Origin of the sequence: Tsukamurella sp. USMM236, assembly GCF_037148755.1 — a bacterium.
Lineage (GTDB): Bacteria > Actinomycetota > Actinomycetes > Mycobacteriales > Mycobacteriaceae > Tsukamurella.
The window spans coordinates 13,840-26,540 of the sequence record NZ_JBBCSS010000009.1; the positions used below are offsets into that span (position 1 = coordinate 13,840).

Annotated in this window: 14 protein-coding genes; 9 read left to right on the forward strand and 5 right to left on the reverse strand. The window is 69.0% G+C overall.

Annotation, left to right across the window (positions count from 1 at the left end):
• Positions 1-188 precede the first annotated feature (188 nt).
• Positions 189-1,556, reverse strand: a complete 1,368-nt coding sequence (gene dnaB, locus WFK95_RS22225) for a replicative DNA helicase (RefSeq protein WP_224645676.1) — start codon at positions 1,554-1,556, stop codon at positions 189-191.
• A 587-nt stretch (positions 1,557-2,143) separates the two neighbouring features.
• Here dnaB and WFK95_RS22230 point away from each other — a divergent pair.
• Complete coding sequence (locus tag WFK95_RS22230) at positions 2,144-2,644, forward strand: hypothetical protein (protein WP_224645574.1); 501 nt, start codon at positions 2,144-2,146, stop codon at positions 2,642-2,644.
• A gap of 64 nt (positions 2,645-2,708) precedes the next feature.
• Here the strand turns inward: WFK95_RS22230 and rplI are convergent, their stop codons facing one another.
• The 4 genes from rplI to rpsF all read right to left on the reverse strand — a co-directional run bounded on the left by rplI (position 2,709) and on the right by rpsF (position 4,359).
• Positions 2,709-3,161, reverse strand: coding sequence for a 50S ribosomal protein L9 (gene rplI, locus WFK95_RS22235; RefSeq protein WP_336672020.1), 453 nt, complete (start codon positions 3,159-3,161; stop codon positions 2,709-2,711).
• Between the two features lie 14 nt (positions 3,162-3,175).
• Positions 3,176-3,433 (reverse strand): 30S ribosomal protein S18, encoded by a 258-nt coding sequence (gene rpsR / locus WFK95_RS22240; protein WP_068526176.1) that lies wholly within the window; start codon positions 3,431-3,433, stop codon positions 3,176-3,178.
• Between the two features lie 78 nt (positions 3,434-3,511).
• Entirely contained in the window at positions 3,512-4,045 is a 534-nt protein-coding gene (locus tag WFK95_RS22245; RefSeq protein ID WP_224645572.1) for a single-stranded DNA-binding protein, read from the reverse strand.
• Positions 4,046-4,074: 29 nt separating this feature from the next.
• Complete coding sequence (gene rpsF / locus WFK95_RS22250) at positions 4,075-4,359, reverse strand: 30S ribosomal protein S6 (RefSeq protein WP_068570214.1); 285 nt, start codon at positions 4,357-4,359, stop codon at positions 4,075-4,077.
• A gap of 202 nt (positions 4,360-4,561) precedes the next feature.
• On the opposite strand from rpsF, the gene WFK95_RS22255 reads away from it, so the two are divergent.
• From WFK95_RS22255 to WFK95_RS22290, 8 genes are all read left to right on the forward strand, one after another.
• Positions 4,562-5,416: an MlaE family ABC transporter permease gene (locus WFK95_RS22255; protein WP_224645571.1), complete on the forward strand. Its 855-nt coding sequence runs from the start codon at positions 4,562-4,564 to the stop codon at positions 5,414-5,416.
• Positions 5,417-5,479: 63 nt separating this feature from the next.
• Positions 5,480-6,337 (forward strand): ABC transporter permease, encoded by an 858-nt coding sequence (locus WFK95_RS22260; protein ID WP_224645570.1) that lies wholly within the window; start codon positions 5,480-5,482, stop codon positions 6,335-6,337.
• A gap of 4 nt (positions 6,338-6,341) precedes the next feature.
• Positions 6,342-7,511: an MlaD family protein gene (locus WFK95_RS22265; RefSeq protein WP_336672021.1), complete on the forward strand. Its 1,170-nt coding sequence runs from the start codon at positions 6,342-6,344 to the stop codon at positions 7,509-7,511.
• A gap of 1 nt (position 7,512) precedes the next feature.
• A complete protein-coding gene (locus WFK95_RS22270) occupies positions 7,513-8,532 on the forward strand; it encodes an MlaD family protein (protein WP_336672022.1) in 1,020 nt (339 codons plus the stop codon).
• Positions 8,520-9,584 (forward strand): MlaD family protein, encoded by a 1,065-nt coding sequence (locus WFK95_RS22275; protein ID WP_224645567.1) that lies wholly within the window; start codon positions 8,520-8,522, stop codon positions 9,582-9,584. The genes WFK95_RS22270 and WFK95_RS22275 overlap by 13 nt, the downstream gene beginning before the upstream one ends.
• Positions 9,584-10,693, forward strand: coding sequence for an MlaD family protein (locus tag WFK95_RS22280; RefSeq protein ID WP_336672023.1), 1,110 nt, complete (start codon positions 9,584-9,586; stop codon positions 10,691-10,693). The genes WFK95_RS22275 and WFK95_RS22280 overlap by 1 nt, the downstream gene beginning before the upstream one ends.
• Positions 10,690-11,733, forward strand: a complete 1,044-nt coding sequence (locus WFK95_RS22285) for an MlaD family protein (RefSeq protein ID WP_336672024.1) — start codon at positions 10,690-10,692, stop codon at positions 11,731-11,733. The genes WFK95_RS22280 and WFK95_RS22285 overlap by 4 nt, the downstream gene beginning before the upstream one ends.
• Positions 11,730-12,689 carry an MlaD family protein gene (locus WFK95_RS22290; RefSeq protein ID WP_336672025.1) on the forward strand — a complete coding sequence of 320 codons (960 nt, stop codon included), beginning with the start codon at positions 11,730-11,732 and terminating at the stop codon, positions 12,687-12,689. Before WFK95_RS22285 ends, WFK95_RS22290 begins: the two co-directional genes overlap by 4 nt.
• The last annotated feature ends 12 nt before the right edge of the window (positions 12,690-12,701 follow it).

Below are 12,701 nucleotides of genomic sequence, written 5' to 3' on the forward strand. Positions count from 1 at the left end.
CGGCGGAACGAAACTTCTACCGCGGTCCCCGCGGAGCTGCCGGGCGACATGCCTTGACGGTGCCACCTCCGCCCGCTCGATGCGGGGACGCAGCCCGGCGTGTCCCAAACAGTTGGCGGATCCGCCAACTCTCCGCCATGTATCTTGGGATTCCGCCACGAAATCTGGGACCCTACAGCAGGACGCTGTCAGCCCTTGGCCATGTCCACGAAGCGGGAGTAGTGCAGCTGGTGGGCGACGGTGACGGTCGCGGTGGGGCCGGCGCGGTGCTTGCCGAGGATGAAGTCGGCCTCGCCGGCGCGGGGGTCGTCACGCTCGTAGGCGTCGGGGCGGTGCACCAGGACGACCATGTCGGCGTCCTGCTCGAGCGAGCCGGACTCACGGAGGTCGGCGACCTGGGGCTTCTTGTCGGTGCGCTGCTCGGGACCACGGTTGAGCTGTGCGACGGCGATGAGCGGGACTTCGAGCTCCTTCGCGAGCAGCTTGAGCTGCCGGGAGAACTCCGAGACCTCCTGCTGACGGGATTCGACCTTCTTGCCCGACGTCATCAGCTGCAGGTAGTCGATGACGATGAGCTTGAGGTCGTGCCGCTGCTTGAGCCGGCGGGCCTTCGCGCGGATCTCCATCATCGTGAGGTTCGGCGAATCGTCGACGAAGAGCGGCGCTTCGGAGATCTCCGACATGCGGCGCGCGAGGCGGGTCCAGTCGTCGTCGGACATCTTGCCCGAGCGCATGTCGGCCAGCTTGATCCGCGCCTCCGCGGAGAGCAGGCGCATGACCACCTCGGTCTTGCTCATCTCGAGGCTGAACAGGACGCCTGGCATCTGGTGCTCGATGGTGCAGGACCGCAGCACGTCGAGCGCCATCGTCGACTTACCCGCACCGGGACGGCCGGCGACGATGATCATCTGGCCGGAGTGCAGGCCGTTGGTGAGCGCGTCGAAGTCGGTGAAGCCCGTGGGCACGCCCATGCTGACGCCGCCGCGGGAGGCGATGGCGTCGATCTCGTCCATCGTGGGCTGCAGCAGCTCCTCGAGGATCACGTAGTCCTCGGAGGCCTTGCGCTCGGTGACGTCGTAGACGGCCGCCTGGGCCCGGTCCACGACCTCGGCCACGTCGGCACCGTCGGACCCCGAGTAGCCGTACTGGACGATCCGGGTCCCGGCCTCGACGAGGCGCCGCAGGATGGCCTTCTCTGCCACGATCTCCGCGTAGTAGCCCGCGTTGGCCGCGGTGGGCACGGTGGAGATCAGGGTGTGCAGATAGGGGGCGCCGCCGACGCGCTTGAGCTCGCCCTTGCGGTCGAGCGTGGCGGAGACCGTGACCGCGTCCGCGGGCTCCCCCGCGCCGTAGAGGTCGAGGATCGCGTCGTACACCGACTGGTGCGCGGGACGGTAGAAGTCGCCCGGGCTGATGACCTCGAGGACGTCCGCGATGGCGTCCTTGGAGAGCATCATGGCGCCCAGCACCGACTGCTCGGCGGCGATGTCCTGCGGGGGCTGGCGGCCGAAGTCCTCGGCGGGCGGACCGTCGGGCCGGGGCTCCGGACGACCCACGGGCCCGGGCCCCGGAGTGAACTCCTGCTCGTCCGTGACCGACACCGCGCACCCACCTCTCTCGCGTCCCGGCCGCCGAGCGGCGGCGAGGACTCACCCGTACTGCGATCGGTCTACCGCGGACCCCTGACAGGTTTTCGAATAGCAAACCTCGCACGGGAGCGCGACCGACGCACGTGAACGCTAGGCCCTCCGCTCGACACCGCAAAGCGGAGCTGTGGATGGATCTGTGAGTGGATTGTGGATGGCGCGCGGTCAGGGTGGGGACGCCGGTGTGGACCGATGGGGAAAACTTGTGGAAACTCGGGAGGGCGTTCGGCGTCGCCCCAGTTCATATCGGGTAATGAGGGTGGGTACCGTTGTGGATCGAGATTCCTCCGCGTGTCGCACCGACTTGACATTCGGGCGTGTCGTGAGTGAATCGGTCACCGTCGGGCTGCGAAAACCACCCTCAGTTGTTACCGACCGGTCACCTGCCGTGCCCCCTACCAGCGCGAACGCGTCACGCAACACCGGTGCACCTTCTTCCGGCCCCGGTGGCCGCGTATTCTGATCGGTGCATCAATCACTGCGGAAGGATCCACCCGATGAACACCTCCACGATCTCGGCGCGCACGGCCGGCGTCGCGGTCGCGCTCGCGGCCGTCGCCACGTGCGCCATCGGATCCGCGGGGGCGGCCCCGACCCCCGCCCCCAAGCCGAAGCCGAAGCCCGCCTCGGTGTCCGCCACCTGCACGAGCGCGAACCCCATGTTCGTGGTCGGAGGCCAGATGCTGACCTGGAAGGTGACCGCCACCGTCGGCGCCCCCGGCCAGATCCTGGTCTCCGCGACCGGCAACGCGGGCGCCCGCGACCTCGTCCTGAGCCAGTTCGCCTCGTCCGCGAGCCTGTCGTGGAACAACACCACCTCCGGCAAGTTCGGTAGCGCCAAGCTCAACGGCGTCGGCCCCCTGCCCACCCTGAACAAGACGCCCATCACCACCGGCAAGGGCGCCGTGACGTTCAACCTGGTCATCAAGGCCGGCGCGGGCAGCGAGTGGATCGGCACCCAGACCAGCACCCCCTGCGTCGGCACCATCACCGTCTGACCGACCCGGACACGGAAGAACCCCCACCGCCCGGAGGCGATGGGGGTTCTTCTCGTCTGTGCGACTACTGCGCGGCGACGGTGAGCGCGAACTTCGCGCGCACGTCCGGGTGCAGCACCACGACCACGGGGAACGAGCCCGTGGACTTGATGTGACCCTGCGGCAGCTCGATGCTGCGCTTGTCGACGGCGGGGCCGCCGGCGGACTTGAGCGCGGCTGCGACATCGGCAGCGGTGACCGAGCCGAAGAGCTTGCCCGACTCAGCGGTCTTCACGGTCAGCGAGACGGACGCCAGGCCCTCGATGGCCTGCTTCAGCTCGTTGGCGTGATCGAGGCCGCGCACACGCTTGGCCTCCTGGCTGCGGCGGATGCCCTCGACCTGCTTCTCGGCGCCACGGGTGGCGACGATGGCCAGGCCGCGGGGCAGCAGGTAGTTACGGCCGTAGCCGTCCTTGACCTCGACGGTGTCGCCGGGGGCGCCCAGGTTGTCGACGTCGGCGGTGAGGATGAGCTTCATTTCTTCACCCCTCCTTAGCGGGTCGTCGACGTGAACGGCAGCAGGGCCACCTCACGCGCGTTCTTGACGGCGATCGCGATGTCGCGCTGGTGCTGGACGCAGTTGCCCGTCACGCGACGGCTGCGGATCTTGCCCCGCTCCGACAGGAACCGACGCAGCAGCGTCGTGTCCTTGTAGTCGATCTTGGTGTTCTTCTCCTTGCAGAACGTGCACGCCTTGGCCTTGACGGCCTTCTCGACGCGCACCTTCCGGCCATTGCCCTTACCGGCCATGGTGTTGGTACTCCTTGATGAGGTCTACTGGGCGCCCGGCGAGCCGGTTGCGCCCTTCACAGTGTTCGATCCCGGGGATCAGAACGGCGGATCGTCGTTGCCGCCGCCGAAGCTGCTCCCGGCCGCGGGGGCACTGCCCCACGGATCGTCTGCGGGCTGGTTCTGGCGCGGAGCCTGCTGGGCGGGCTGGCTGTAACCGCCACCGCCGCCCTGGTTGCCGCCACCGAAACCGCCGCCGCCACCGCCGCGCTGCGTGCGCGTCGGCTTCGCCGTCGCATACCTCAGGGAGGGGCCGATCTCGTCGACCTCGAGTTCCACCACCGTGCGCTTGTTGCCGTCACGATCGTCGTAGGACCGCTGCTTGAGCCGGCCGGAGACGATGACGCGCGTGCCCTTCGTGAGCGATTCGGCGACGTTCTCCGCCGCCTCACGCCAGATGTTGCAGCGCAGGAACAGCGCCTCGCCGTCCTTCCACTCATTCGAGTTCCGGTCGAACGTGCGGGGCGTGGAGGCGACGGTGAAGTTGGCCACCGCCGCACCCGACGGGGTGAAGCGCAGCTCCGGATCCGCCGTCAGATTGCCGATGACCGTGATGATCGTGTCGCCTGCCATGGTGTCTTCTCCCTGTAGTTAGTGCGCGACTAGTTCTGCCGCAGCACCTTAGTGCGAAGCACCGACTCGTTCAGCTTGAGCTGACGATCCAGCTCGTTGACGGTCGCCGGCTCGGCGGTCAGATCGATCACCGCGTAGATGCCCTCGGCGTTCTTCGAGATCTCGTAAGCAAGACGGCGCTTGCCCCAGATGTCGACGTTCCCGATCGATCCGCCGTCCTTGCGGACCACGTTCAGGAAGGTCTCCAGCGAGGGCGCGACGGTGCGCTCATCCAGGCTCGGATCCAGGATCACCATCAGTTCGTAATTACGCATGGGCTTTTCGCCTCCTCCTATGGACTATGCGGCCGTGGACTCTCCACGGCAGGAGCGTTGCCCTCAAGGCAACCGGACCAGGGTACCCCAACCCCCTGCCACCAGCGAAATCAGTCGACTGACGAGTCGGCCCGGAAAATCATCGCAAAACCCTGCCGAGATAGAGAACATTCCCTAACATGTGCCAGGAAGGAGGTGAGCTATGGCATCGCGATCGTCTCAGGAAGCGCCCACCGCGCGACCCGGCGCACTCGACGCACTCCGCAGGAATCTCGACGACAACGCGCTCGGCCCGGTCCGCACCCTCGGTCGCACCGTCGAACTCGTCCTCCACTCCCTGGTGTCCATGGTGGCCGACCTCCTCCGGGGCCGCGTCCAATTCCGGGAGATCGTCGTTCAGGCCTGGTTCCTCGTGAGCGTGACCGCCATCCCCGCCTTCCTCATGGCCATCCCGTTCGGCGTCATCGTCACCATCCAGATCGGCAGCATCGTCAATCAGATCGGCGCGGGCTCGCTGATGGGCGCCGCGAGCGGCCTCACGGTGATCCAGCAGGCCGCCCCCATGGCGGCCGGGCTGCTGCTGGGCGGCGCCGGCGCCTCCGCGATCGCCGCCGACCTCGGCTCCCGCACCATCCGCGAGGAGGTCGACGCCATGCGCGTCATGGGCATCGACCCCGTCCGCCGGCTCGTGGTGCCGCGCATTCTGGCGGCAGCCTTCGTCGCGCCGCTGCTCTGCGTCTTCATCACCGTCGTCGGCATCGGCGCCGCGTACTACCTGGCCATCGCCGGACAGGACGTCACGCCGGGCAGCTACTGGCTCAGCTTCGGCGCCTACGCCACCACCCGCGACTTCGGGTTCGCACTGTTCAAGGCGGTGATCTTCGGGATCATGATCGCCGTCCTCGGCTGCCAGCACGGTCTCGAGGCGAAGGGCGGCGCGCGCGGGGTCGCCGACGCCGTGAACACCACCGTCGTGGTCTCCACCGTCGGGATCATCGTGCTCAACTTCGCGCTCACCCAGATCTACACGACCTATTTCCCCATGAGGGTGGGCTGACATGCACCTCCACGCACCTCACACACATCCCTCTCCGTCCCGCACGAGAGGTCGGCTGATTCCGTGACGATCGCGCCCTACCGCCCGAGAGGGTTCCGCACCCTCGGCAGGCTGACGGATTCGCTGCGCGGTGCCCTCGCGCGCCTCGGCCAAATGGTGTCCTTCGTCGTCGCCTCGGTCACGCTCATCCCGCACGCGCTGCGGAACTACCCCAAGCAGACGGTCCGCACCATCACGGACCTCACCTGGGGCCGCGGCGCGGTGATCGTCGGCGGCGGAACGTCGCTGATGATGGTGGTCCTGGGCCTCGCGGTCGGCGGCACCGTGGCGATCCAGGCCTTCGCCTCCCTCGACCTGCTGGGCATGGGCCCGCTCACCGGCGTCATCGCGGCGCTGGCCAACACCCGCGAGTTCGCGCCGATCCTCGCCGCCGCCGGCTTCGCCGTCCAGGCCGGCTGCCGCATGACCGCCGAGATCGGCGCCATGCGGATCACCGAGGAGATCGACGCGCTGGAGGCGCTCGGCCTCCGCTCGATCTCCTTCGTGGTCAGCACCCGCATGATCGCCGGCGTGGTCGCGATCGTGCCGATCTTCCTCATCGCGATCATCGTGAGCTTCTTCGCCAGCAGCACGATCGTCACGCTGGCCCAGGGCGACGCGGCGGGCACCTACGAGCACTACTTCCAGCAGTTCCTCTCGCCCTCCGACCTCATCGCCTCCATCGCCAAGGTCGTGGTCTTCATCTGTGCCGTGATCCTCATCCACTGCTACCAGGGCTTCTTCGCCGCCGGCGGGCCCGAGGGCGTGGGCGTCGCGTCCGGGCGCGCCGTCCGCGCCTCGATGGTGGCCATCGTGGTGCTCGACATGCTGATGACCCTGGGCATCTGGGGTGCCAGCAGCGAACTGGTCTTCCGGGGGTGACGACGTGACGACGCGATGGCCCTCGCCGGTGACGGGCATGATGACGCCCGGCCCCGTGCTGCTGCGCCGCGGCATCGCCGCGGTCCTCGTGGTGGTCCTGGCCGCCACCACGATCTGGGCGGTCCGCGCGATCATGACCACGCCGCCGAAGACCCTGACCCTGGTGGTGCGCAACGTCGCTCCCGGCGTCGGGCCGGGTACCGCCGTGGAGATGGACGGACTCCGCGTCGGCGAGGTCACCGACATCGTCGACCGCGGCGCCGGCCGCCTCGGTGTCGCCATGCGGTTCAACGGCGCCGCCGACGATCTGGTGACCGACGCCGTCAAGGTCGCCTTCGCGCCGGGCAACATGTTCGGCATCACGGTCGTCGCGCTCACCCCGGGCCGGGGTGGCCGCGCCCTCACCTCGGGCGCCTCCTGGGAGCCGCTCTCGGCCCCCGACGACGGCACCATGGCGTCGCTGCTCCGGTCCCTCAGCACGATGGAGCGCGAGAGCTTCCGCCCGCACATGGCCGAGCTCATCGCCCAGTTGGACACCACGACGCGGCAGTTCCTGCCCTTCCTCGGCGCGGTCGGCGCGATCGCGGAGGCGAACGCCGATACGCAGCGGATCCCGACGTCCGAGACACTGCCGACGATCGCGTCGACGCTCAGCGCACTGGACTCGTCGGTCAAGCGGATGCTGCCCGGTCTGCGCGCGCTCTGGTCCTGGTCGGGTCCGGACACCCCCGGCTACCCGGAGCGGCAGAAGGGCACGATCGACGCCATCTCCCACGACTTCTCACCCGCACTCACGGCTCTGCTCAGCGCGCCCAACGTCGCCGCGCTCACCGAGGTCCTGGTGCCCGTCCGCGAGCTCGCCACCCGGGCGGTCACGAGTTTCCCCGACGCCGCGCGCAACGGCCGCCAGCTCGAGGAGCTCATCGAGCGGATCCGGCGGTCCATGCCGGACAACGGATCCGGTCCGGTCCTGAATCTCGACGTCACGTTCCAGCAGTTCCCCGCGATCGCGTCGCTGTTGCCGCCCGTACCCCAGTTCTCCGTGACCCCGCCCGGCAGGCCCGCCCCGCCGAAGGTCACTCCCGCGCCGAAACCATCGCCCGGTGCGACGGCGACCGCCACCACCGGCGTCGCACCGACCACGACCGCGCCGACCACGACGAGGGGCCGCTGACGTGCGCACCGCCCGCAATCCCGGAACCCTGCTGCTCATCTTCGTCGTCCTCATCGCCGTGGGCGGGGCGTTCACCGTCCGCGCGCTCACGCGACCCGCGCAGGCCGCACAGTCGCCGTACACGGCCATGTTCACCAACGCCTCCGGTCTCCGTTCCGGCGACGACGTCCGGCTGCTCGGGGTGCAGGTGGGCAAGGTCAGCGATGTCACGCTCGATCAGGACGACGCGACGCGCGGCTCGCTGGCGCGGGTCGCGTTCACAGTCAACCGCGACCAGCGGATCACCACCGCCACCACGCTGTCGATCCGATTCCAGAACCTCACCGGCCTGCGGTATCTGGACCTTTCGCCGAGCGACGCGCAGGCCGGCACCGTCAACCCGAAGTCGACGATCGGGACCGACCGGACGGTGCCCTCGTTCGACGTCACGACGATCTTCAACGGCCTGCAGCCGGTCCTCGCCGCGATGCAGCCCGAGCAGATCAACCATCTCGCGCAGTCGATCGCGGCCGTCGTCGAAGGCGACGGTTCCGGCCTGGGGCCGCTGCTCGACGCGCTGCAGACGCTGAGCCGGTTCACCAATGACCGCTCCGCGCTCCTCCAGACCCTGGTGCGCAACCTGAAGACGATCAACGACAGCCTCGGCGGGAGGTCCGGCTCCCTGCCCACCGTGATCGGCTATCTGAAGGGCATCGGCGAGGTGATGCGGAACGCGGCGCCGTCGACGAAGATCCTGTCCGATCAGGGCGCCGAACTGATTTCGGCCGCGGACTCGCTCCTGCGCGGCGCGGGCCTGCAGCCCGCCGGCAGCTCGCTCCTCGAGCTCGCCCGCCCCGAACTACCGCGCCTGCAGAGCCTCGTGGACCTCGCCGCGCTGCTCCCCGGACTGTTCGCGAACCTGACCCAGCAGCAGGTCCCCTCCGCCGGCGGGGACACCGGCTGCAGCCGCGGCGAGGCCCAGCTACCGGCCGGCGTCCTCGTCTTCCTCCGCGGATCGAAGGTGACGCTGTGCAAGCGCTGAACCTGCCCGTGAACCTGCTGCGCGACGGCTACGGCATCGCGACGAAGCTCGCCTCCGGCATCGAGGAGGCCTGGGCGCAGCCGAGTTCGAAGAAGCGGCAGCTCACCTTCGGCGTCCTCGGGGTGGCGTTCGCGCTCGTGCTGATGATCGCCAGCTCGGTGCTCGCGGTCCGTCCGATCGGCACCACCACCTACACCGCGAACTTCCCCGAAGCGGGCATGGTCCGCCCGGGCGACGACGTCCGCGTGGCCGGCGTCTCCGTAGGTTCCGTCGCGGGGGTGGCACTGGAGGGCGGCCACGTGAACGTGGGCCTGCGGATCAAGAAGAAGGTGCACATCGGCGATCAGTCCCGGGTGGCGGTGAAGATGCTGACCGGCGTCGGCGGGTACTTCGTCGACATCGACTCGATCGGCACCTCCTCGTTGGGCGCTACGGCGATCCCGCCGGCCCGCGTGCGAATCCCGTACAGCCTGGTGGAGACCTTCCAGCAGGCCGATCCGAAGATCCGCGCGATCGACCCGACGCCGTTGCGCGAGTCGCTCGCCCAGATCCAGCGGGCGACGAGCGGCAACTCCGGGCAGATGAAGGAGCTGCTGTCCACCCTGCAGGGCGTGGTGCAGAGCATCTCGACGCAGAAGGACGAGGTCGGCGGCTTCGTGCAGACGCTGTCCGAGTACTCCGCCGCCATCGACCGCAACGGCGACGTCCTCACCCAGGTGATGCGCGACATGAACATCTACTTCTCCACCGCGCGCCTGAACGTCGCCGGGTACAAGCGCTTCATGAGTTCGCTCGATCTCGTGCTCAAGCGGATCATTCCGCCGGCGAACTTCTACCAGGAGAACCTCGCCTCGATGGAGGCCCAGTTCAACCTCATGTCGGGCCAGATCGGCGCACTGCTCACCAAGTACCAGAAGATGATCGACGACGCGATGGCCCTGCTGGGGCGGATCCAGTCCTCGGTGAAACCGGACGGCACCATCGTCTTCGACGGCTCCGTCCCCACGATCTCGTCCCAGTACTGCATCCCGCTGGAAGGGGCACCGTGCTGATGATCTCCAAGATCCTGGGCTCGAAATGGTTGGTCACCGCGATCGCGATCACGGTGGTCGGGTCGATCATCGCCGGCGCGCTGTACGTCGCGCAGACTCCCGAGAAGGCGCAGACGCGGTACTGCGCGCTGATGCCCGACGCGATCGGGCTCTACGTCGGCAACCCGGTGACCCGGCTCGGCGTTCCGATCGGGAGGGTCACCGCGGTGAGCCCCGAGAACGCCGCGGCCCGAGTGGAGTTCGACGTCGACGCCGACCAGGCCGTCAGCTCCGGCACCGGCGCGGTCACCGTCGCCGCCTCGCTGATCGCCTCCCGACAGCTCGCGCTCATCGACGATGCCCGCAAGGGCCCCGCGCTGCAGGCGGGGACGTGCCTGACGGACACCAAGACCCCGCAGTCCCTGAGCCGCAGCCTCAGCTCCCTCGGCGACGCGGCCGCCAAGCTCACCACCGGCGGCGGCCCCGAGCAGACCAAGCAGGTTCAGGATTCGCTCACCTCGCTCGCGGCGGCCGTCGACGGCACCGGGCCCGACGTCAACGGTGTCATCGAGAGCCTCGCCGCGCTGCTCGACGATCCGGGGCCGGGTATCGGCGACGTGGGCCGCAGCATCGACTCGCTCTCCTCCCTCACCGGCGGCATGACCGCGAACTGGAACCCGCTCAAGCAGCTCCTCCTGACCACCCCCGACGGCCTCGCCGACATCATCGTGCCGACCGCGAAGACGACCGAGACCCTCGCCGAGGCCCTGATCCCGCTCGGGAAGCTGCTGCGCGACCTGATCTCCCACTACGGCCACAATCTCTGGCCGATCCTGGACACCGTCATTCCGGCGTCGCGGCTGGTCAGCGCCGGCGTCAAGAACTGGGGCGATCTCCTCGGCTTCCTCCCGCCGCTGATCGACGCCTTCAACGTCTCCTTCGACCAGCGCACCCTCGGCCTCAAGATCGTCTTCACCCCGCCGCCGACGAAGATGGTCGCCCGCAACCCGGAACTGACCTGTGCGAACGTCAACCGGATCGCACCGGGCCAGTGCAAGGTCGTCGACCCCGGCCACATCGATGTCGACCTGATCTCGGCCATCCTCCGCGGGACGGGAGCCGCCCGATGAACCGCCCCACACTGCGCAGCCGCATCACCCGCGGCCTTCTCCTGCTGGTCGTCCTCGGACTCGGCGTCGTCGGTGTGCTCCGGGCGAGCCCGTCGACGTTGCCCGATCCGACCACCTGGTCCACCTCGGGATGGCCGTTGCGCGTGGAGTTCTCCAACGCCCTCAACCTCCCCGACCAGGCGCAGGTCCGGTTCAACGGCCGCTCCGTGGGCCGGATGGAATCGGTTCGGCTCGACGGCGACCGCGCCGTCGCGACCCTGAACATCAGCGAGCCGGCCACCATCCCCACGGACACCACCGCCGAACTGCGGCAGGACACGCTCCTCGGCGATGTCTACATCGCCCTCGTCTCGGCGCCCACCTCGACCGCGCAACCGCTGCGCGCGGGCGGGCTCATCCCCCTCGCGCAGAGCCGCCCGCCGGATCACATCGAGGACCTCATGACCAGCCTGTCGGGCTTCCTCGGCAGCGGCGGAGTCTCGCAGCTGGGCAACACGATCCAGCGGATCGACGGAGCCTTCCCCGACGATCCGGCACGCACCCGCAAGATCACCGACAACCTGGCGTCCACGATCATGGCCTGGGCCAACGACACGAGCTCGCTCGACACCGCGCTCCGCTCCGTCGTCGGGGTCACCGGATCGCTCGCGGCCGAGCACGCGATGCTCAGCGAGTACCTCGCGCCCGAGGGCCTCCGCCGCTGGGGCATCATCTCCGAGACCGCCCGCGTGACCGAGGTCTACGCCTCGCTGGCGCCACTGCTGAAGAACGCCGCACCGCTGACCCCCGGCATCCGTGACCTCGCCGCCCTCTTCACCCAGGTCGTCAGCCCGCTGCTGCTCCTCGACCGGCCGGTGGGCGCCACCCGTCCGGACAACCTCATCAACCTGCGGAACCTGTTTCGGGACACCATCATCCCGTGGGTCGAGCACGGCCCCAAGGTGAACGTCGTGAAGGTCTCCGACGGGCCCGCGGTACCCACCGCGGAGAAGGCGGAGCAGGCGCTCCGCGCGATGCGCATGATCGGGGCGGTGCGATGAAGAAGGAACTCCTCGCCAATGCGGTCACCTTCACCGTCGTCCTCCTCGTCGGGCTGTTCATCCTCCTCGTCGGGTACATGGGGCTGCGGCCGGGCGTGACGTACACGACGCTGTCCCTCAAGCTCGCGCACACCGGACAGCTGGCGACCGGCTCGCCGATCCTGCTGCGCGGCGTCCGGATCGGCGACGTCACCGCCGTCGAGCCGTCGACCGACGGGGTGCGGATCGCGCTCCGCTACCCGTCGGACTACCGCATCCCCGTCGACTCGGCCCTGTCGGTCGAGCAGCTCAGCGCTCTCAGCGAGCCCTACGTGGAGTTCGCGCCCCGCTCCTCCGGCGGCGCCGTCTTCGCGTCCGGCGCGGAGATCCCGGCGACCGCGGTCACCCAATCGCGGTCCGTGAGCGACGTCTTCCAGGCGCTCGCCGCGCTGAACCGCACGGCCGACGCGGGAGCTCTCGGTGGGATCGTCGAGACGGCGTGGCAGGCCACGTCGGGCCGCGAGGACGACCTGACCACGCTCAGCCGGGCGGGCCAGTTGCTCAGTTCGACGGTGCTCAGCCGGATGCCGGCGATCCGCAGCATGTTCGCCAACACGCAGGTCTACTCGGCGGATCTGGACTGGACCGCGAACGCCGTGCAGCGCCTGGGCGCCGAGTTCGAGAACACCGGGAACGTGGTGCTCAGTGCGGTGCAGGCCGTGCAGCGGATGGTGTTGACGCTCAACGCGCCGGACCCGTTCGTGAACACCGTCGACCCCTTCCTCAGGCGGCTCAAGCCGTACCTGGACGAGCTGTTACCCGCGCTCGCCACCACCGGCGGGCCGTTCATCTCGATCTTCTCGGCGCTCAATCGCACGGTGCCCCAGATCGATCTCAGCACGCTCCTGTCGAACGCCCTGCAGGTGGCCGGTACCGACGGTGCCGCCCGCGTCACCCTGACCCTTCCCCGCCCCTGACTCGAGAGGACC

Bases quoted from the DNA above. Each gene is read 5' to 3' on its own strand.
- rpsF (WP_068570214.1), bottom strand. From the start codon at position 4,359: ATGCGTAATTACGAACTGATGGTGATCCTGGATCCGAGCCTGGATGAG.
- WFK95_RS22255 (WP_224645571.1), top strand. From the start codon at position 4,562: ATGGCATCGCGATCGTCTCAGGAAGCGCCCACCGCGCGACCCGGCGCA.
- WFK95_RS22290 (WP_336672025.1), top strand. From the start codon at position 11,730: ATGAAGAAGGAACTCCTCGCCAATGCGGTCACCTTCACCGTCGTCCTC.
- rplI (WP_336672020.1), bottom strand. From the start codon at position 3,161: ATGAAGCTCATCCTCACCGCCGACGTCGACAACCTGGGCGCCCCCGGC.
- rpsR (WP_068526176.1), bottom strand. From the start codon at position 3,433: ATGGCCGGTAAGGGCAATGGCCGGAAGGTGCGCGTCGAGAAGGCCGTC.
- WFK95_RS22285 (WP_336672024.1), top strand. From the start codon at position 10,690: ATGAACCGCCCCACACTGCGCAGCCGCATCACCCGCGGCCTTCTCCTG.
- WFK95_RS22230 (WP_224645574.1), top strand. From the start codon at position 2,144: ATGAACACCTCCACGATCTCGGCGCGCACGGCCGGCGTCGCGGTCGCG.
- WFK95_RS22245 (WP_224645572.1), bottom strand. From the start codon at position 4,045: ATGGCAGGCGACACGATCATCACGGTCATCGGCAATCTGACGGCGGAT.
- WFK95_RS22280 (WP_336672023.1), top strand. From the start codon at position 9,584: ATGATCTCCAAGATCCTGGGCTCGAAATGGTTGGTCACCGCGATCGCG.